The organism is Nostoc sp. 'Peltigera membranacea cyanobiont' 210A (assembly GCF_002246015.1).
Lineage (GTDB): Bacteria > Cyanobacteriota > Cyanobacteriia > Cyanobacteriales > Nostocaceae > Nostoc.
This window is the reverse complement of sequence record NZ_NOLJ01000004.1, coordinates 331,093-351,027: the sequence shown is the minus strand read 5'-3', so window position 1 is coordinate 351,027 and position 19,935 is coordinate 331,093. Positions and strand designations below refer to the sequence as shown.

General features: G+C 43.8%; 14 protein-coding genes and 2 pseudogenes. 10 read left to right on the top strand and 6 right to left on the bottom strand.

Annotated elements, in window-relative coordinates:
- Nucleotides 1-123 precede the first annotated feature (123 nt).
- Nucleotides 124-618 carry a hypothetical protein gene (locus CDG76_RS14495; protein ID WP_094349692.1) on the bottom strand — a complete coding sequence of 165 codons (495 nt, stop codon included), beginning with the start codon at nt 616-618 and terminating at the stop codon, nt 124-126.
- Between the two features lie 234 nt (nt 619-852).
- Here CDG76_RS14495 and CDG76_RS14490 point away from each other — a divergent pair, with 234 nt between their 5' ends.
- Entirely contained in the window at nt 853-1,731 is an 879-nt protein-coding gene (locus CDG76_RS14490; RefSeq protein WP_094350006.1) for a M48 family metallopeptidase, read from the top strand.
- A gap of 139 nt (nt 1,732-1,870) precedes the next feature.
- On the opposite strand, the gene cimA is transcribed toward CDG76_RS14490, so the two are convergent.
- A complete protein-coding gene (gene cimA / locus CDG76_RS14485) occupies nt 1,871-3,526 on the bottom strand; it encodes a citramalate synthase (RefSeq protein ID WP_094349691.1) in 1,656 nt (551 codons plus the stop codon).
- Nucleotides 3,527-3,601: 75 nt separating this feature from the next.
- Between cimA and CDG76_RS14480 the strand changes: the two genes are divergently transcribed.
- From CDG76_RS14480 to CDG76_RS14455, 6 genes are all read left to right on the top strand, one after another.
- Nucleotides 3,602-3,940, top strand: coding sequence for a 2Fe-2S iron-sulfur cluster-binding protein (locus tag CDG76_RS14480; protein ID WP_094350005.1), 339 nt, complete (start codon nt 3,602-3,604; stop codon nt 3,938-3,940).
- Nucleotides 3,941-3,957: 17 nt separating this feature from the next.
- Complete coding sequence (locus CDG76_RS14475) at nt 3,958-4,347, top strand: hypothetical protein (protein WP_094349690.1); 390 nt, start codon at nt 3,958-3,960, stop codon at nt 4,345-4,347.
- Between the two features lie 132 nt (nt 4,348-4,479).
- The gene (thiO, locus tag CDG76_RS14470; protein ID WP_094349689.1) at nt 4,480-6,519 is read left to right on the top strand and encodes a glycine oxidase ThiO; all 2,040 of its coding nucleotides are present in this window, start codon (nt 4,480-4,482) and stop codon (nt 6,517-6,519) included.
- A gap of 318 nt (nt 6,520-6,837) precedes the next feature.
- On the top strand, nt 6,838-7,017 hold the full coding sequence (gene psb34 / locus CDG76_RS14465; protein ID WP_094349688.1) for a photosystem II assembly protein Psb34: 180 nt from the start codon (nt 6,838-6,840) through the stop codon (nt 7,015-7,017).
- A 267-nt stretch (nt 7,018-7,284) separates the two neighbouring features.
- The gene (locus CDG76_RS14460; protein ID WP_094349687.1) at nt 7,285-9,498 is read left to right on the top strand and encodes a tetratricopeptide repeat protein; all 2,214 of its coding nucleotides are present in this window, start codon (nt 7,285-7,287) and stop codon (nt 9,496-9,498) included.
- 581 nt (nt 9,499-10,079) lie between these two features.
- Nucleotides 10,080-10,799, top strand: coding sequence for a choice-of-anchor K domain-containing protein (locus tag CDG76_RS14455; protein ID WP_094349686.1), 720 nt, complete (start codon nt 10,080-10,082; stop codon nt 10,797-10,799).
- Nucleotides 10,800-11,033: 234 nt separating this feature from the next.
- Here the strand turns inward: CDG76_RS14455 and CDG76_RS14450 are convergent, their stop codons facing one another.
- Complete coding sequence (locus CDG76_RS14450; protein WP_094349685.1) at nt 11,034-12,158, bottom strand: site-2 protease family protein; 1,125 nt, start codon at nt 12,156-12,158, stop codon at nt 11,034-11,036.
- 280 nt (nt 12,159-12,438) lie between these two features.
- A pseudogene (locus CDG76_RS36150) lies at nt 12,439-12,555 on the bottom strand (rhodanese-like domain-containing protein); the annotation flags it as partial.
- Here CDG76_RS36150 and CDG76_RS14445 point away from each other — a divergent pair.
- Nucleotides 12,551-13,078, top strand: a pseudogene (locus CDG76_RS14445) (helix-turn-helix transcriptional regulator); the annotation flags it as partial. The pseudogenes CDG76_RS36150 and CDG76_RS14445 overlap by 5 nt on opposite strands.
- Nucleotides 13,079-13,104: 26 nt before the next feature.
- Here the strand turns inward: CDG76_RS14445 and CDG76_RS14440 are convergent.
- Together CDG76_RS14440 and CDG76_RS14435 are read right to left on the bottom strand one after the other, a co-directional pair.
- Nucleotides 13,105-14,817 carry a putative bifunctional diguanylate cyclase/phosphodiesterase gene (locus tag CDG76_RS14440; RefSeq protein ID WP_094349684.1) on the bottom strand — a complete coding sequence of 571 codons (1,713 nt, stop codon included), beginning with the start codon at nt 14,815-14,817 and terminating at the stop codon, nt 13,105-13,107.
- 447 nt (nt 14,818-15,264) lie between these two features.
- Entirely contained in the window at nt 15,265-15,954 is a 690-nt protein-coding gene (locus tag CDG76_RS14435) for a 5'-methylthioadenosine/S-adenosylhomocysteine nucleosidase family protein (RefSeq protein WP_094349683.1), read from the bottom strand.
- A 226-nt stretch (nt 15,955-16,180) separates the two neighbouring features.
- Between CDG76_RS14435 and CDG76_RS14430 the strand changes: the two genes are divergently transcribed.
- The gene (locus CDG76_RS14430) at nt 16,181-18,892 is read left to right on the top strand and encodes an efflux RND transporter permease subunit (protein ID WP_094349682.1); all 2,712 of its coding nucleotides are present in this window, start codon (nt 16,181-16,183) and stop codon (nt 18,890-18,892) included.
- Complete coding sequence (gene hpnA, locus CDG76_RS14425; protein WP_094349681.1) at nt 18,892-19,920, top strand: hopanoid-associated sugar epimerase; 1,029 nt, start codon at nt 18,892-18,894, stop codon at nt 19,918-19,920. Before CDG76_RS14430 ends, hpnA begins: the two co-directional genes overlap by 1 nt.
- Nucleotides 19,921-19,935: the final 15 nt, after the last annotated feature.

Below are 19,935 nucleotides of genomic sequence, written 5' to 3'. Positions count from 1 at the left end.
CATCAAGTCAAAGCGCGTAACTTTCTGCACATCTGCTCATTTCACCCCTCCTTCTACTGTTCGGGGATACGGTACACAGTTTGAAGATACAGGTGAACTAGGAAGCGAGGAGAAGTGGCTTGGTCAGTTATCATTTCGTAGTTTGATTGGGCGGATGTCGCGGATCTTGAGGGTTCTTTTGCCTGCGTTATCGTCGTCATCAATTGTTACTAAGTATTTCACTACCGTATGGTTTGCATTTCCACCAGTCACGGTGACAACAAATGCTGAGTAACTGTTAGTGTTTGTGCCACAACCACTTCGGTCATGGAAGGTTTGATTCCATTCACCAATATGGACACCCTCGCCTCGTGGCTCATCACCACTTTGTTTAATTTCATTGAGGAGAGCTACTTTGAGTTGAGATAGCTTTGATTTTTTATTAGCAAGCATAAGTTTAAGAAACTTATCGCGATTTACGTTGTCAAGGTTGCCGCCGTTGCTGCATTTATCTTCGTAGTTGGCAAAAGCTGAATCCGGGCTGGTCATCACCAGTGCTGGAATCTTGGGAGACTGAGCGGCGTGCCCACTTGTTGTTGCTAGTGCGAGAACACATAAAGTAAAAAAACCAAAGCGCATTGAATATTCCGAGCATGAATTGGTGTGTCCAATCAAGATTAACTGCAACGGGCATTAAAGGACAGAGTTTGCCCAGTAGGCGTATGCAGCGAAGGGGTGAAATGAGCAGTGATACTGAAAGTTACGAGTATGCAAGAAAGGAAACCCCCAACTGAAATCGTTATACTAACTGTGGGAGGCTGTTTATCTATCCAGCCAGATTCCATAGTTGTGTTTTTTATAGCTTGTTGCACTATGTCCTTCTTCAAAACCCCGCTGATTGGTTTAAAAGCTGACTCATTTCGTCATCCATTAGACCTGGAAGCTACCAGAGCGCTCAAGCAGATACCAGGCATAGATATGTTGGTGCGAAATTGGCTTGGGCCAATGGCAGAGCAGGTTTTCTATGTGGAAAATATTGCCTCTAGTATTTTGGTGGGTGAAAAGCAACTACCCGATTTATACAAGCTGTTGTTAGACGCCTGTAAAATCCTGGATATAGATCCTCCCCAGTTGTATGTCCGGCAACATCCCGCTCCCAATGCCTATACTTTTGCTGTGCGGGGTAAGCAGCCTTTTGTTGTGTTACACACTTCCCTGATTGATATGCTCACACCAGAGGAAATACAGGCAGTAATCGCTCATGAGTTGGGGCATCTCAAGTGTGACCATAGCGTTTACTTGACTCCTGTAAATTTACTAATATTAGCTGCGGCGATTGTGCCCAATGTTGGCACCTTCGTTGCCCAAGCCATACAGGCGCAACTTTTGGAATGGGTACGTTGTGCTGAGTTTACCTGCGATCGCGCCGCATTACTAGCAACCCAAGACCCGAAAGTGGTCATGTCCGTGTTGATGAAGTTAGCAGGTGGTTCTCCCACCTTAGCGCCCCAACTGAATCTCGATGCCTTTGTTGCCCAAGCCCGCGCTTACGATGATATAAGCAAGACAGAATTGGGTGAAATGGTCAAAGCTGCCCGTACAGCCCAATTAACCCATCCAGTGCCAGTACTGCGGGCGCGAGAAATTGACCGTTGGGCCAGCAGCACAGAATATCAAACTCTGTTGCACAGTCACGGACTGAAGTCTACTAATAATGAAGTTGCACCCAAAGGTGGATGGCGCAATTGGTAGAGCTTCTATTTACAAACGTTTTTTCGCTATATTAAGCAGAAAAATTTTGAATAGATGGTAAGAAGCGATCGCACTTTGGCGATCGCTTCCCCTTTTCATCCAAAAATGCAAACTTTCATTACACTACATATCCCTTTTGTCAACTAGAAGCTTTCACAGCTGCTTCTGCTTGGGAATGTAACAACAAACCGTATTCCAAGCCCTCTACCACCGCTTGATAGGAAGCCGCCAAAATATTGGTGGAAACCCCTACCGTCGTCCAGCGTTGACGACCATTGCCTGATTCAACCAACACACGGGTTTTCGCCGCAGTGCCCGTATGTCCGTTGAGAATTCGCACTTTGTAATCTGTCAAATCAAAAGTTGCAATTTGGGGATAAAAGTTCACCAAAGCCTTGCGTAAAGCTGCATCCAAAGCTGCAACTGGCCCGTTACCTTCCGCCGCCTCCAAAATATTTTTCCCGTCAACAGCGACTTTGACTGTAGCTAGGGCATTGCTAGCTTCTTTCCCCTCAATCAAGTCGCAGTGGACTTGAAAACCTTTGACTTCAAAAAACTTCTGGCGGTCTCCTAAAGCTTCGTGCATCAACAGCACAAAACTGGCCTCTGCTGCTTCAAATTGAAATCCTTCACTCTCCAAATCTTTGAGGCGCTGGAGAATTTCCCTAGCCTCTGCTTTTTGTTGATCCAATTCAATGCCAAAACTGCGGGCTTTGGCTAAAACATTGCTCAGTCCAGACTGTTCCGAAATCACAATGCGCCGACGATTCCCGACTTGTTCCGGCTGAATGTGTTCGTAAGTCAGGGGATTACGTTCCACTGCTGATACATGAATACCGCCCTTATGGGCAAAAGCCGAACGTCCCACAAAGGGAGCGTGTTCATCTGGCGCAAGGTTGACGACCTCACTCACAAAACGACTAGCTTCTGTAAGTTGTGTGAGCTGGTCTTCTGTGATACAACTGTAACCCGCCTTCAGTTGTAAATTGGGAATTAACGAACAGAGGTTAGCATTACCGCAACGTTCACCGTAACCATTAATTGTGCCCTGTACCATCTTTGCCCCTGCCATCACGGCGGCTATTGCGTTAGCAACCGCCATTTCCGAATCGTTATGAGTATGAATTCCAATTTGAGGGATTGGGGATTGGGAAGATTCTTTCCTAGCCCCTAGTCCCCAGTCCCCAGTCACCTGCACCACATCTTGAACAATTTGGCTAATTTCGTGGGGTAAAGTGCCACCATTGGTATCACAGAGGACTAGCCATTCCGCACCAGATGCGATCGCAGCCTCTAATGTCTGTAAAGCATAATCTCGATTGTGCTTATAGCCATCAAACCAATGTTCGGCATCGTAGATAATGCGACGACCTTGAGAACGGAGGTACTCAATTGTGTCGCGAATCATCGCCAAATTTTCTTCTAATGTCGTCTTGAGTCCTGTTGTCACGTGTAAATCCCAAGACTTGCCAAAAATCGTTACCCAGCGAGTTCCCGCCGCCAAAATATCCTGTAGCATCGGTTCGGTGGCGGCAGTAGAGTTGGGGCGTCGAGTCGAACAAAAAGCGACAATTTCAGCTTGTTTGAGCGGATCTTCTTGGAGTTGCCAGAAAAATTGTACATCCTTGGGATTGGCACCAGGCCAACCACCTTCAATGAAGGGAATTCCCAGTTGATCGAGTCTACGGGCAATGCGTAACTTATCTTCTATCGATACAGATAGCCCCTCGCGCTGAGTGCCATCCCGTAATGTAGTGTCATAGAGCCAAAGTTGAGGTGAAGAATTTGTGGTCATAAAACTGGGACCGAGGAGACAACTTTCGAGGCAATGTGTCAATATACAACAAAAAGCCAGTTTGGCAATTTAAAAATGCCTAAAGTAATAGCTGAAGGTAAAACAATTGATTGCGAGCATGGTAGTAATCTCCGCAAGATTTTGCTGCAAAATGGTATTAACCTCTACAATGACGGTGCTAAGGTCATAAACTGTCGGGGCATTGGCAGTTGCGGTACCTGTACGGTTAAGGTAGAGGGCAAAGTATCGGCAGCGAACTGGCGCGATCGAGCGCGGCGTTCGCTTCCTCCCCATTCTCCTACAACAGACTTGCGTTTAGCCTGTCAAACTCAGGTTTTAGGCGATGTGAAAGTGACAAAGTTTGATGGATTTTGGGGACAAGGTTCTCGAATAGTGTGGACACCAAAAGGTTAAAAAGGAGTTAAGACAACATGGGTAGATGGACACCCTTAATTTTAATGGCTGGCGGTTTAGCCATTCTGCTTGGTACATTACTAGGCATCAACTTTCCGATGGGCGTACAAACTGCTAACGCTCCCAGTGACAAGAAATCAGAAGTCCTGCCAGCTAATATCAATGTTAATAGCAGTGCTGGCAGCAAGAATGAAGAAACTGCAACAGAAGGAAACGAAACAACTGAAACCAACGAAAATAGACGCGGTATTGTAGCCCCAAGACCTGACAACAGGAGTAACGTTGCCCAGAATTCTGGCGATGACTCAACTGACAGTACAACAGACGGCAATACAGATTCTTCAGAAACAAGCACACCATCTAGCGATACAAATCAAAGCAACGAACCAATTCGCGCCTTGTGGTAACGATCAGATCCGTCTTCAGACCCGTCTTTAGTTACAAGTTATAAGTTATAAGTTATGAGTTATGAGTTATGAGTTATTAGTTATGTACTAATGATAAATGGCTAATGACAGATGACTAATGACTAATGACTAATGATTAGTGAGACTGTGATTATTGGTGGCGGCGTTATTGGTTTAGCGATCGCCATTGAACTAAAATTGCGCGGGACAAACGTCACCGTGCTTTGTCGTGACTTCCAGGCTGCCGCTACCCACGCCGCCGCCGGGATGTTGGCACCAGATGCGGAAAACATTGCTAATGAGGCAATGCGTTCCTTGTGTTGGCGATCGCGTGCTTTATATCCCGATTGGACGCGCAAATTAGAAGAACTGACCGGTTTAAATACTGGCTACCGTGCCTGTGGTATCCTTGCACCCGTCTTTGAAGAGGCAGGGGGGGAGAGAGCAGGGGAGCAGGGAGCAGGGAGCAGGGAGCAGGGGGAAAATTCTTCTCCTCTGCACCCTTCCCCCTGCCCCCCTGCCTCTTCTCCGGCTTACTGGTTAAACAAAGAGGCAATTCATCAATATCAGCCAGGATTGGGAGCCGAGGTAGTTGGTGGCTGGTGGTATCCTGAAGATGCACAAGTTGATAATAAGGCTCTAGCTCACGTATTGCGGACGGCAGCTGAGTCTGTTGGTGTTGAACTCAGAGACGGCATTACAGTAGAAGGATTTTTACAGCAGCAGGGACAAGTAGTTGGCGTGCAAACCAATGCTGGAATAATTCGCGCCGCGCACTATGTTTTAGCTTCAGGTGCTTGGTCAAATGAATTGTTACCGCTACCTGTGCTACCCAGAAAAGGACAAATGCTGAGTGTGCGGATACCAGAAGTTTCGCCGGAATTGCCCTTAAAGCGGGTTTTGTTTGGGCAGGATATTTACATCGTACCAAGACGCGATCGCCTAGTTATTGGCGCAACAAGTGAAGATGTTGGCTTTATCCCCAACAACACCCCAGAAGGTATTCAAAAATTACTACAAGCTGCTATCCGGCTGTATCCGCAATTAAAGCATTATCCCATCCAGGAATTTTGGTGGGGATTTCGCCCAACCACCCCTGATGAATTACCCATTCTTGGCACTAGCCACTGTCAAAATTTAACCTTTGCTACGGGTCATTACCGCAACGGAATTCTACTTGCGCCCGTAACAGCCGCTTTGATTGCCGATTTAATCTTAGAACAAAAATCTGACCCCCTACTTGCTGATTTTCACTATTCGCGCTTCCAGTCCCAGTCATCTACCTCCACCCCAATGCTGACTCACTCTGCCAATTTCTCTAACGGACATCACTCTGCTATATCCCCACTCCCCACAGACGCGATTAATCGCGTCTCTACCGATTCCCCACTGATTATCGCTGGCAAAACCTTCCAATCCCGATTGATGACGGGAACTGGTAAGTATCGCAGCATTGAGGAAATGCAGCAAAGCGTCGCCGCCAGCGATTGCCAGATTGTCACCGTAGCAGTACGACGGGTACAAACCAAGGCTCCGGGACATGAAGGTTTAGCGGAAGCCTTGGATTGGACGAAAATCTGGATGTTACCCAATACCGCAGGTTGTCAAACTGCCGAAGAGGCGATTCGAGTGGCGCGTTTGGGGCGAGAAATGGCGAAATTGTTGGGGCAAGAAGATAATAACTTTATAAAGTTAGAAGTAATACCAGACCTTAAGTATTTACTCCCAGACCCGATTGGGACATTGCAAGCAGCAGAACAACTAGTTAAAGAAGGCTTTGCAGTATTGCCCTATATCAATGCTGACCCGATGTTAGCCAAGCGTTTAGAAGAAGTAGGCTGTGCTACAGTCATGCCTTTGGCATCACCAATTGGTTCTGGACAAGGACTGAAAACAACTGCCAATATCCAAATAATCATCGAAAATGCGGGTGTGCCAGTGGTGGTAGATGCTGGTATTGGTTCACCCTCAGAAGCCGCCCAGGCAATGGAATTGGGAGCAGATGCTTTGTTGATTAATAGTGCGATCGCTCTTTCTCCAAACCCAGCAGCAATGGCTCGTGCGATGAATTTAGCAGCAGTTGCCGGTCGTCTAGCATACATTGCTGGCAGAATGCCTATTAAAGATTACGCCAGTCCTAGTTCACCTCTAACTGGGACGATTACTAGTTAGGAAATGGGGAGTAGGGCATGGGGCATGGGGCATGGGGAATAACCAATGCCCAATCCAATAGGGTTCGGTTAAGGTTTTTTGATGAAAATTCTAGATCGCTTAAAGATGCGATAAATCATCACAAAGACGCGATAAATCGCCGTCTCTACAATAATCATTCCTTTTGTAGAGACGGCGATTCATCGCGTCTCTTGCCTTAACCGAACAGTATTGATACCCAATCCCCAATCCCCAATGTAACGATTTATCTAGCAGTTTAAGACCAGATTTAGCATTTATGTAACATTAAATTAACGATAAAGATAAAGGAATTCATTCATGCCCTATACCAATGAAGAAGGCGGTCTTCTGAATAATTTTGCCCGGGAACCAAAGATTTATCAAGCAGAACCTCCCACAGAAGGGCAAAAGCGAACTTATCTCCTACTAGGAATTGTCGCTACAGCTTTGGTTGTCGGCTTGATTGTAGTCGCCTTCTTTGTTTCTAAGAGCAGTTGATCGTAAAACATTTTAAGAAAACTTCATTTTCTTTATAGTTTTTCAGGTTCCGATTTTAAGAGGGGCCTGCTTTTTTATTTTTTGTTAAAATTGAACTAGGAATGAAAGTATATAATTATACTTTATTGTTCCTACTATAATTGAAGGCTCAATATATCCTGAGCAGCACAACATCTACATTATTAAAAATCATTTTTATTATGACTTTAGCCCACTTGAATGCACCCAGAAAGGTGATATGTCCTGTGTTTTGGCTCTTTAGCCGCTATGAGCGTGAATGATACTGCACACAACAATAATTCTACTTGGAATCGGCAAGTATACCACCGCCTGAAACTTGCCTTAAGTCTTGGCTTACGACGACAAATTCTTTTAGCAGTATGTGACGATTTATACTTACGCAATCAGGTAGCAGCCCGTTTGCATTCTACATTAGCTTATCCTGTTGGACAGGTGCTATATCAATCATCAAACGCTCAGGAAAATAGCACTCCAGCTTATCCGCGATTAGTCACGTTGCGTTTGAATTTAAACGATCCGAATCCCATAATCCAGATTAATCAATGGTTGACTAATTACCCACCGCCAAGTGTTGGGGCATCAAAAGATACTCCTGGAAGACCTTTTCCAGTACCAGCATTTCAGATTGTCGGGGTGGAGCATCTCACTAAGCAACCAGTGGCGACACAGCGGTTATTTTTGCACTATCTCCGCTTAAGCGAACAATATTTCTCTACACAAGAATCCAGCCGATTCCTAGAATCTAACTTACTGTTGTGGATACCGCGTCCTTGGTTATCGGCTATCAAGCAATCAGCGCCACAGTTTTGGCGTTGTCGTACTGGCGTATTTGTGTTTGCTGGAGAACCCACACCAGCAACTCAGAATTTGGCCTATCCAGAACGTTTTTCTACTTCCAGAAGCTTGGATTTAGGGAATATTGAGCAGTCGATTCTAGATGAATCAGCTAACCAAGCAGACCTCAGAACCGCAACCACTGAGTTCAAGTTTGAGAATAATTCTGATTTCCCAGTAGAGATACAAGGGAAGCGCGTACACAAAACTGAGGAAGTTTCACCATCAACAGCGGATTTATTGAAGGCTACGCCACAACAACAGGAATCTACAAATCGGTCTGGTAGTGGGAGTAATAATCAATCGCTGTCATCTTTATCTTATATTAGCAGTGAGTTAACGGAGCTAGTAATAGCAACAATAAATACAAGTATTGCTCAAAATACAGAGGATTCCTTACAACCACAGCAGATTTTATTGGAGATTGAAGAATTACACGAAAATCTTGTTTCAGAAGAGATACTGGCAGAGGCTTATCATCGCTTGGGTACTTTATACCGTCTTCGCATTGAGCAAGGAGAGGCAACTCTAGAAAACCTGATGGTGGCAATTATTGCCTATCAGGAGGCAATTAGCTATGACGAAAGCTCACCGCAACTCCCAGATATCTTGAATGATTTGGGTACACTTTACTGGATGCTATACCGCACACCACCCAATTCTGAAGAGGGACAAACTTATATAGAGCAGGCAATAGAATTTTATCAGTTGGCGTTAAAAATAATTTCGCCCCAGACACATTCGGAAACTTACGCTCGTGTACAAAATAATTTGGGGACAGCCTATGGTGATTTAGCTCGTTTCTCTCACCCATCGGAAAATTGGCAGCAAGCAATTTTCGCTTACAGTGCAGCACTCAGCTACCGTACAGCGGATATGGATTCATTAAAGTATGCGGCTTGCCAAAATAATTTGGGTACTGCCTACTGGCATTTAGGGCAATATAATCAACCGATTGTACATTTAAAGAAAGCGATCGCAGCTTACAATGAAGCACTTGCACACTACAACCCTGAAGAGGAACCGCTGAAGTATGGGATGATTCAAAACAATATCGGTACTGCGTGTTGGAATCTGGCACAATACGAACAACCTGCCAAAAATCTCCAGTTAGCCATAGATGTTTATAGCGAAGCTCTCAAGTATCGCACTCCAGCTAATGTTCCCAGTGCCTGCGCCGCTACACAAAATAATCTGGGTACTGCTTACTGGCATCTAGCAAACCTATCTGAGACTACTAAAGAGGCACGGCAAAAGTATCTGCAACTATGTATCAGCGCTTACGAAGAAGGTATAGCTTTGGCTAACTCACTTAGCGGTACTTCTTTAAGTTTTGATTTGCTTGCCTCTCACAATAACCTGGGACTAGCACATTATCAGCTAGTAATAGACAAGTCTTTTAATGGTGACAAAGCGACATGCTCTCAACACTTAGAAGTAGCATTAGATAACCATTTGCAAGCCTTAAAGGGATTAAGTAAACAACCAGAGGCTTATCAAACAACCTTCGCTTATGTGGTGAAAACTATTCGTGCTTTTCATAATGAGTTAGGGATACAGGGACAAAACCTGGCTTTATCTAAAGTTCCTAGCCAGTTATTGCCAGAGATTTTGTCAAAATTGTGAATCCCATTCCTCCCCATAAGGGACTTCCAATTAAAAAAATAATCAATCGCTGTGTAGGCAGGGGAGCAGGGGGCAGGGGGCAGGAGGCAGGAGGCAGGGGGAAAAGAAAAATATCATCTAAATAAATTGGGTAATTTATTCTCTGGAAGTCCCTAATGTGGAGAATGTCAAAAAACTGTAACTTCATATCAGCTTGACAATTTATAGGTAAGTCAAGTAAGGTAGCGATGTTTACGACGGGCTACACCTACGTAATTACTAGACTTCTTGCATAAATCAAAAAAATAACCCTACTCCGCCTTTGACTTACGTCAAAGTCTCCACTCTTGCCGAGAGGTAGCGTGTTAGGGAAATCTTGCAAGAGGTTTACTGTTTTACTAATTACAAAGTAGTGAAATATATTTTCACAATCCATAATTGTAACTTAATAAATATAAATTATTCATTAAATTATTTTGAAAGAAACATAAAGATTTTACAAAAAATACAAGAAGACATTGGCGTATTTTCCGTAAATTTACTAAGGTAGACTGAATACCTACTTGAAAGAAGCTCCAGAATGAACGTTAAAACCTAGAATTATGAAACTAAGTTTTGTTTTGGCTACTGCTATATCTAGTTTTTTTGTGAGTTTGACTACAGGATTTAGTTTCTCTGGTCAAGCACAAGCTCTAACTTTTTCTGGCATCTCTAGTGCGACATGGGGAAATCCTACGCCAGGAATCAGCGATACTAATCCCATATATACAGGTGTGGGAAGTAACACATTTACTTGGGGTAAAGCTAATTTGCCGCCAGGACTTCCAAATAAACTAACCTCTAATGGAACTTCATTTTCTGCGGACATTAACTCTGTATTCCAAATAGCTGATTTAACTTACTTTAATGGAAAGATACGCACTGATTCAGGCGTTGGATTTGTACCTTTAAATCTTAATGTATCTTTCAACCCATCTATGGGAACCAGCCAAGTTTTTGACTTCAATTTGCGTTTAGTAAATACACTTAACGACCCAAAAGATCCTGAAAAGAGTGCAGACTTAGTATTTTTAGACACAAATTTGAGTAATCGCAGTTTCACCTTTGGAAGTAATAAATATACCCTTGAGTTAATCGGTTTTAATCTAGACGGCCGCCAGATAAGTATTAAGGCTCTTGAAGAAGCTACAACTACAACAGCTATTTATGCCAAAATCAAAACTATACCTGAACCTGCGTCAGTGTTGGGTCTATCCTTGCTAGGGATATACCTGATATCTCGTAAAAATCCTTGGAAAATAAATACAGGGAATAGGGAATAGATATATACTGAGTTTTGTTCAAAAATTAAATAGGAGTGCTACATAACAATCCGATTTGATTTTTGAACTTATTTACGGGGACAGATTAGAGGCAAAGGTCAAGAAGGCTCTTTCAATTGTACGGAGTTTTTCATGCAATCAAAAATTTGGGTGATAAAAAAATGTAGAGACGTGATTTGTCACGTCTCTACAAAGGTTTACCGTTTTTTTTGATAGACGCGATGAATTGCGTCTTTATGCAGGGTTAGGTTGGGTTCGGCTTTGAAGTAGCTGGATAATTGCAGCTTTTTCTAAGATTCCAACTAGGACGCCATTCTCACGAATCACGGGAAGCACAGATAGCTTTTGTTGTTCGAGTAACTGCATGACTTCCAGTAGAGGTTGATCTGATTGGACTGTGGTAGATTCGGTAATTGGTCGCATCACTTCTTTAACTTGAGTTTCTGACCACAGTGCTGTGGGGATGGTTCTTAAATTATCAACTGCGATCGCACCTACTAATTGTCCATCATCATCAGTCACTAAAAACCGATGCCAGTTTTGTCCACTTATGACTCGCTCATCGGCAAACTCTCTCAAGGTAAGATTAGCAGAGACAATCGGGCTGTCATGAGTTACAGCATCCTCTGCTGTCAAACCTGTGAGTTTCTCTTGCACTCTGGCAAATTGAGCCGAATTACCAGCATTTTGCAATAAGAAGAAGCCAACTAACAAATTCCAGAAGTTACCGGCGCTGCCAAATAATACTAGGGGAAGTACACCGGAAAGAATTGCTACCCAACCAAATATTTGTCCAACTCGACTCGCAAAGGTTACACCTTTATAAGGATTACCTGTAATTTTCCAAACGATAGCTTTCAGTATATTTCCGCCATCTAAGGGCAAGCCAGGAATCAGGTTAAACAGGGCTAATGCCAAGTTAACAGAAGCTAGAACACCAAGAATTGCAGCTAACGGCCCTGATGCAGCAGTAGTAACACCAATTGCTGTAACGATACCGCATAGTAGTAAGCTTACCATTGGCCCGGCGATCGCTACCCAGAAAGCTTCACCTGGGGTTTTCGATTCTTTTTCTAAGCTAGCCAAACCGCCAAATATAAACAGTGTGATGGATTTGACATCAATTCCCTGACCAATCGCAACAAAACTGTGGCCTAATTCATGGGCGACGACAGAGGCAAATAACATCAGCGCTGTCATCAATCCTAGTAGCAAAGCTAATCCCGCAGACAATTGGGGAAATTGCGCCGCCAGTCCACTGCTATAGCTCCAAGTTACCAAACCCAGAACTAAAAACCATGACGGATGGATATAGAAGGGAATTCCGAAGAGATTACCAACGCGAATTGTGCCATTCATGTCGTTCACCTTTGATTTCAGCTTCGAGAGGTTTGTTTTCGTCCTTCTCGATGTCTCTAGTGTAACGAAAGGTTAAGAGATTTTAATCTTGATGGCAGTAGTGGTGTCCGTCTGTAAAGGTGCGGTTATTGGTAATATTGTCAGCATCCTAATTCAGGAGCCAGGAGGAACCCACAAGAACTTCGACAGAGCTACCTGTGAGACTTGTCGTTGCGCAGCCTCTTGTAGAGAAGGAAAGTTTTTTACTTTTTTCCTCCTGCCTCCTGCCTCCTGCCTTTCTTTACCTCTCGATCGCTACATCAGGCAAGCGACTCCACTCATTCCAAGAGCCATCGTAATTCCGAACATTTGGATAGCCCAATAAATACTTTAAGACAAACCAGGTATATCCAGAACGCCATGCCCCTGTTCATGAAGCTTTGGTAGTAGAACCTAAAACATGGAAATTGATTTGTCCTCGTGCCGATCACTGGCACGTCATGGCAGGGCCAATTGTCAGCAATGGTGAGTTAGTGTGTGTGGTAGGTTTGACGCGTCAGCAAGGAATGCCTGCATTTGATTCACAAAATCTTACAGATTTGAGTGCGCTTTGTCTGCATATTTCTACTTGGGTGGCAATGGCGCAATTGCAACAACCACTATTACAGACAAAGCGTTTAACGCCTCGTGAAATGCAAATTGCTTCCTTGGTGGCTCAAGGACAAACCAATGCAGAAATTAGTGCTGAACTTTGGATTACTGAAAACTCTGTCAAGCAAGCCTTAAAAAGGATGTTTCGCAAGCTTGAGGTTTCATCTCGCGCTCACATGGTTGCAAAGCTTTCCACAGTTTCAAAACAAATGACCTTTTATTGCCTGATTAATCCTGGATTTCTCTGCTTATCTCCCCCTGATAAGCATTTCTATGAAAATATAAAGTGAAACGCGATCAGGGGGGATCTTCTGGCTTAGACATCCACTTGTGCTGGAATTTTCTCCATCTGCTGAGAAGTTTTCTGCAACATCGGGGTAATTACATCGGCAGGCACAGGACAACTGAAGTAGTAACCCTGACCTTCATCACATCCTTGCATTTTCAGGTAGTCAAGCTGTTCTTGGGTTTCCACACCCTCTGCCGTGATGTTCAACCGCAGGCTTTTTGCCAGGGCAATAATCGCATTAGTGACGGCGGCACTATCAGGATTAGATGTGACATCCTGTACAAATGAGCGATCGATCTTGAGCATGTTCACGGGAAAGCGCTTCAAATAGTTGAGGGAGGAATAACCAGTACCGAAGTCATCTAGAGCCAACCATATACCCAATTCTCGTAATTGTTTTAAGATTTTAACCGATCGCTCCATATCAGCCATCAAGAAGCTTTCTGTCACTTCCAATTCCAGGTAAGATACTTGGAGTCCAGTCTCCTCAAGAATTTGGCTGATGACCTCAACCAGATACGGTTGTTCAAACTGTCGAGCTGATAGATTTACAGATATCCGAATTGGGTTAAATCCAGCAAGCTGCCAAGCACGGTTTTGGGCACAAGCAGTTCGCAAGACCCATTCACCAATTGGTAGGATCAGACCATTGGCTTCTGCAATGGGAATAAACTTGGCTGGAGAAACCAAACCTAATGTCGGATGCTGCCAGCGAACCAACGCTTCCATAGCTGTAATTTGTCCGCTGTGTAAATCAATCAGAGGTTGATAATAAACCAGCATTTCGTTGCGATCAAGCGCTCTATGTAATTCATTTTCTAAAGTTATTCGCTCCTGCAACTGAGCATTAATTTCCGGTGAATAGAATTGGTATTTGCTACGCCCTTGTTGCTTTGCTTGGTACAGTGCTATATGAGCCTGCTGCAAAAGTTGATCTACGCTATTAGGCTCATTTATTCCATTAATTGTGATACCGATGCTGGCGGTGATATGAATCAAATTACCCTCTATGGAAAAGGGTTTGCTCAGGGTATTTAACACCATCTGAGATAGCTTAATCACACTTTCAAAAGAAACAATATCTATGCGGGCAATGGTAAATTCATCTCCACTCAAATGGGCAAGAATATCTGTTTGTGTCATACAGAGTGATAACCTCTGAGCAACTGCTCTTAACAACAAATTTGTTGTTTCATGCTCCAAACCATGACTCATAGCAGTGAAATCATCAATACCCAGTAAAAAGACGGCTACAAAGCGCTGGTTATTTTCAGGTTGAGATAGAGTCTGATGGAGGCGATCGCGAAATAAATCACGATTGGGTAATCCAGTTAGATCGTCATAATTACTGATGTAGTGAATTAACTCATCTAATTTGTGAAGAGTTTGTGAGGTATCTGCCATCAATGTACCGACTTCATCAGCAAATTCTGTGGGCAATTCAGGCAAGGTTTTGGTGTTTAGATAATTTTGCAATGCCGCAGATGTCAAAATAACCGGTTTGAGGAGGTGGTGTATTGCGTAGAGGGTAACGGCTGTACCCGCTAAAGTAGCCAACAGAGCAATAAGCATAACTCGGATCGTCATCTCTAAGGAATAGGAGTTTGAGATAACGAAACTCAAGAGTAAGCTTAGAAGTGGTATGTGAGTACCCAAAAATGCCACCAACATGATCTTAGCGGTATAACTTTTTTTGAGTAATGGAAAACTAGCTAGGAACGAGTATAGATTGAGCTTCATAAATTCTGTTCGATAGTTGGTAAATTAGTTCCGAGATATTCTGGCAAAAGGGTATTTTTGATTTACAATTCAGTGCAGTTAGCTCTCATGGAACCCAACCCTGATAAGGTTATATATTATCGTTCCCAATCTAGGTTTTTATTTGATATGTTTGACTATAAAGTTTATGTAAAACTTATCCATAAACAATCTCACAATAAATACCTAGATCGTGTTGATTTTTATTAGTTTGTCTTTAGATGATGTCAAAGTAAAAAAATATATAAATTCGATTTTATTAGTGAAATATTATTTTTCTAACTAACGGCAGAGACGCAGAGAATGCAAAGAGAGTAAAGAGATATTTTCACAAATAATTTAGGATTGCTATATCTTGTCAGGGTATAGCAAAACTGTGTCCCTATCGCATGGTTATTTACCTAAAAATTGCTGTAAAGACGTAACAGATTATTTATTTCTAGAGCCTGAAAAAAGCAGATTTGTAACTTGCTCTAACACCTTTAATGCTGTTAATGAACCTCGAATCAACCGAGTAGCGGCAAAGGGTTGTCGAAGCATGGCGATCGCTAACGGAAAAGGGTTTAGAGAGCCATCAGAGTTAATTGCTGGTGTGAGATCGGGGATATTATGCTGACAATCGTCGCTGACTACTCGCAGCATTGCCACGGACACTCCAGCCGCATTGAAAAATTCTAAAGCGGTAAATCCTTCCATATCAACAACATCAGCCGCCAAAGTCTCACCTAAATGACGTTTTTCGGATGCAGACCAAATTAGGCGATCGCTTGTCAGTGACTTGACTAAGGATACTTTTTCTGATAATGAAGAGTGCAATTGTGCTGTAAAAGTGCGATCGCATTCTTGCTGTTTCCCCTGATAAACACAATCTTGATACAGCACAATATCGCCGACTGTGTAACGATCGCTCAAGCTGCCACATATACCCATAATCAGCACCCTGGATTTTGGAGTCAGAAATTGTCCTTGTTGCAGGTATTTGAGTAAAGGCTTCATCCCAACAGGTATGGCTACTACTTTTGGGATGGAGGCAGTAATGCCGCTTAATCCGCGACACACAGCTTTATATTCTGCTCCTTGAGGCACCAGAATTGTGTTGATGGGCAAAAAATTAGGCACTAGCTGTCTCGATAATTTTAAGTTTTAACGGTCAATATTATAAGAAAACGAACCGCAAAGTATTGGCTTTGGGCGCAAAGGGAAGAAAGAAGAAAGAGATATATAATTTTCACCAATGATTTAGGACTGCTATATTGCCGTTTAGTAGTAACCAAAATTAGCAAACCGAAGATGATTGCTGTAGCATGACTAAATAATTGTGTTATCCACACGATAAATTTCCAAGATGGTAAAGCTTCATAACTCCAAATCCGCACGAGAACTCTTCAATATTTCCAAATTGGCGATTCAATTTTCGTGGCTGACGGTGAGTTTTTGGATTGCCGTAACGGTAGCTGGTGTTCTGGCTTTCAGTTCCCTTAAGTATGCTTTGTTTCCAGATATTACCTTTCCAGTGGTGGTTGTGAATGCTACAGCTCCCCTGACAACTGCCCTGGATACTGAGGCGAAGCTCACTAAACCCCTAGAAGAACGCCTCCGCTCTCTAGAAGGACTGGAGAATATTCGCTCATCCACCTATCCTAGTCAAACAGCTGTTGCCCTTTCTTTTGCCGTTGGGACAAATTTAGAAACATCGACCAAAAAGGTTGAAACTGCTCTCAAGCAGTTGACTCTACCTGAAGGAGGAACTTCTAAGATTATTCCTCTGAATTTAAACGAGTCAGCCGCCATTAGCTATGCCATAGAGAGTTCTACACGGAATCTCAAAGATTTGACGAAGTTGGCGCAAGATGAGATTGTCAGTGCGATCGCTAAATTACCAGGAGTATTAAAAGTCTCACTACTAGGCACTGCGACTGCAACTGCTCCGTTAAATCCAGCGAATGCGAGTGCCACGGTCCCCCAAGGTGGGGCGACATTAGTCCGGTTTAACGGTGAAGATGCACTCGCATTTCAGGTAATCAAACGCGGTAGTGCTAATACTTTGGAAGTCGTGAGTCATGTTGAGAAAGAAGTTCAAAGGCTACGCTCAACCCTTAAAGATGTCAAACTCACCTTAGCTGCCACCCAAGCAGAATATATCCGCCAAGCCACCCAGTCAACAATTGATGCTTTGCTGGAGGCAGTGTTGTTGTCTATCGTAGTGATTTTTCCTTTCTTATGGAATTGGCGGGCAACTCTGATCTCTGCCTTGGCGATTCCCACATCTTTGCTGGCGACATTTATCGTCATGGCGATTTTTGGCTTCAACCTGGAAACAATCACCCTGCTGGCTTTAGCTTTGGTGATTGGTAGTATTGTTGATGATGCGATCGTGGATGTGGAAAACATCATGCGACACGTTGAAGATGGAGAAACTCCTCGCCAAGCAGCGCTTTTAGCGACAAATGAGATTGGGTTGACAGTTACCGCCGCCACTTTAACAGCAGTAGCAGTTTTTCTACCCATAGGTTTAATGGGTGGGGTAATCGGTCAGTTCTTCAAGCCTTTTGGTATCACTGTTTCAGCGGCGATGCTTGCTTCTATGCTAGTTGCTCGGACTTTATCTCCAGTTTTGGCTATCTACTGGCTGAAACCTAAATCCTCGCTTTCCCCGCGTCGAGAAGCAAAAATCTGGGTAGCTTTTACTCAATATTACGGAAATTTATTGAGTTGGTCTTTAAATCACCGGAAGATAGTTATCGGGTTAGCTGTCCTCAGCTTCATCGCAGGTATAGTGCTGATTCCACTAATTCCTAAAGGATTTATTCCCAAACTCGATCGCGGCGAATTTAATATTGCTTATACGGCTCCTTTGCCGAGTATTCCGAGTGGAGGAGAGGGGCAGGGGAGCATACTTCGACTGCGCTCAGTAACCGGGGGGGCAGGGGAGCAGGGGAGAAATGCTAGTCTCCAGTCCCCAATTCCTAACCCCTTGAACGATTCTCTTGAGATTGCGAAGAAATTAGAAAATGTAGTCAGAAAATCACCGGCAGTTGAAACGGTATTTACCACTGTTGGTTCTCGTGAGGGTGAACCAAATAAAGGGACACTATATGTAAAGTTAAAGGAAAACCGCACAATCACAACTGCCGAACTACAGGATCAGTTGCGCTCCTCCTTACCTGTTCTTTCTGGGGTAACTACTAGTGTTGAAGATATTCAATTTGTCGATTCTGGCGGTCAAAAACCCCTCCAGATAGCATTACAAGGTGATAATCTCCAAGCTTTGAGCAAAGCAGTCAAAGCCATTAAAGAAAGGATTCAAAGGCTACCGGGATTCGCTGATGTTACAGTTACAGGTGAAACGAATCCACAGGGGACGGTTTTTCAGATCGAGCGTCTGAACAATCAGCGGGTGGCCTACATCAGTGCTAATCTTGGCAAAAATCTGTCTTTGGGTGATGCCACTGACAAAGTGGTAGCTGAAGCAAACGCGGTGTTACCCTCTAATGTTTCTTTAAATTTAGGGGGAGACTCTGCCCGTCAAGGTGAAGTGTTTAGCAGTTTCGGCACTACTCTGGCTTTATCTGCCTTATGCATTGTCATAGTACTAATTTTACTATTCAAAAGTTGGGTAGACCCTCTGGTGATTGGTGTATCTTTACCTTTAGCACTAGTGGGAGCGATGTTGGCGCTACTGATTACTAAGAGCGATTTTGGTATGATCTCATTGATCGGTTTCGTCTTTTTGCTAGGGCTAGCAAATAAAAATGCCATTTTGCTTGTAGATTATATCAACCAGTTACGCAATGCTGGCTTAGACCGTACCGAGGCGATCCTCAATACCGGACTAGTGCGCCTCAGACCAATTATGATGACCACGGCCTCCACTATTTTAGGGATGTTACCGATCGCATTAGGTTTGGGTGCTGGTTCGGAATTGCGATCGCCTATGGCTGTAGCGATCGCAGGTGGACTGGTAACTTCAACTATTCTCAGTTTGATTGTTGTGCCAGTAGTCTACACCATTTTGGATGATTGGTTTCCTCGATTTAAGAAGAGGGGGGCAACTTAATGCAGGTTTTTGTCACGGGGGGTACGGGCTTTATTGGTGCCCACTTGGTACGGTTGTTGCAGCAAGAGGGTTACACAGTCAAAGCGCTGGTACGCTCAACCAGCAATTTGGAGAATCTACGCGGTCTGGATGTGGAAATTGTCAAAGGCGATTTGAACGATCCAAATCTCTGGCAACAGATGCTTGGTTGTCAATACCTATTTCATGTGGCAGCCCATTATTCCCTCTGGCAAACAGACCGGGAATTACTGCACCGTCACAATGTCCTGGGTACGCGCAATGTGTTGGCAGCAGCTCGCAAAGCTAACATTGAGCGCACCGTCTACACGAGTTCAGTGGCAGCGATTGGGGTAGGATCGTCAGGAGAAGTTGTGGATGAAACACATCAGAGTCCCTTAGAAAAGTTGGTGGGTGACTACAAAAAGTCTAAGTTTCTGGCTGAACAAGAAGCTATGCAAGCCGTTGCTACAGGTCAGGAGGTAGTTATTGTCAATCCCAGCAGCCCCATTGGCTCGTTGGATATCAAACCTACCCCGACGGGTGATATAATCTTGCGGTTTTTGCGACGGCAAATGCCCTTTTACTTGAATACTGGTCTAAATTTTATCGACGTGCGGGATGTGGCATGGGGGCATTTACTGGCTTTGCAACGGGGTAAATCTGGCGATCGCTATATCTTAGGTCATCAAAACCTTAGTCTCAAGCAACTACTCGAACAACTTGCCGATATCACAGGTCTTAGCGCACCTCAACAAACTGTACCCGCTTGGTTGCCCCTGAGTGTTGCCTGGGTTGATGAAAAGATTCTCGCACCATTAGGAAAATCGCCCTCAGTGCCATTGGATGGCGTTCGGATGGCGAAACAACCGATGTATTACAATGCTTCAAAGGCTGTACAAGAATTGGGTCTACCCCAATCTTCTCTGAACGCCGCACTCAAAGATGCTGTGGATTGGTTTGTTGCTCAGGGATATGTCAACCCCTCTGGGAAATTCAAAATTCAAAATTCAAAATTTAAGACCCCATAGATAAATCTTGGGGTT

Excerpts from the sequence above, each read along its gene's own strand:
- CDG76_RS14495 (WP_094349692.1), bottom strand. The coding sequence starts at position 618 with ATGCGCTTTGGTTTTTTTACTTTATGTGTTCTCGCACTAGCAACAACA.
- CDG76_RS14490 (WP_094350006.1), top strand. The coding sequence starts at position 853 with ATGTCCTTCTTCAAAACCCCGCTGATTGGTTTAAAAGCTGACTCATTT.
- cimA (WP_094349691.1), bottom strand. The coding sequence starts at position 3,526 with ATGACCACAAATTCTTCACCTCAACTTTGGCTCTATGACACTACATTA.
- CDG76_RS14480 (WP_094350005.1), top strand. The coding sequence starts at position 3,602 with ATGCCTAAAGTAATAGCTGAAGGTAAAACAATTGATTGCGAGCATGGT.
- CDG76_RS14475 (WP_094349690.1), top strand. The coding sequence starts at position 3,958 with ATGGGTAGATGGACACCCTTAATTTTAATGGCTGGCGGTTTAGCCATT.
- thiO (WP_094349689.1), top strand. The coding sequence starts at position 4,480 with ATGATTAGTGAGACTGTGATTATTGGTGGCGGCGTTATTGGTTTAGCG.
- psb34 (WP_094349688.1), top strand. The coding sequence starts at position 6,838 with ATGCCCTATACCAATGAAGAAGGCGGTCTTCTGAATAATTTTGCCCGG.
- CDG76_RS14460 (WP_094349687.1), top strand. The coding sequence starts at position 7,285 with ATGAGCGTGAATGATACTGCACACAACAATAATTCTACTTGGAATCGG.
- CDG76_RS14455 (WP_094349686.1), top strand. The coding sequence starts at position 10,080 with ATGAAACTAAGTTTTGTTTTGGCTACTGCTATATCTAGTTTTTTTGTG.
- CDG76_RS14450 (WP_094349685.1), bottom strand. The coding sequence starts at position 12,158 with ATGAATGGCACAATTCGCGTTGGTAATCTCTTCGGAATTCCCTTCTAT.
- CDG76_RS14440 (WP_094349684.1), bottom strand. The coding sequence starts at position 14,817 with ATGAAGCTCAATCTATACTCGTTCCTAGCTAGTTTTCCATTACTCAAA.
- CDG76_RS14430 (WP_094349682.1), top strand. The coding sequence starts at position 16,181 with ATGGTAAAGCTTCATAACTCCAAATCCGCACGAGAACTCTTCAATATT.
- hpnA (WP_094349681.1), top strand. The coding sequence starts at position 18,892 with ATGCAGGTTTTTGTCACGGGGGGTACGGGCTTTATTGGTGCCCACTTG.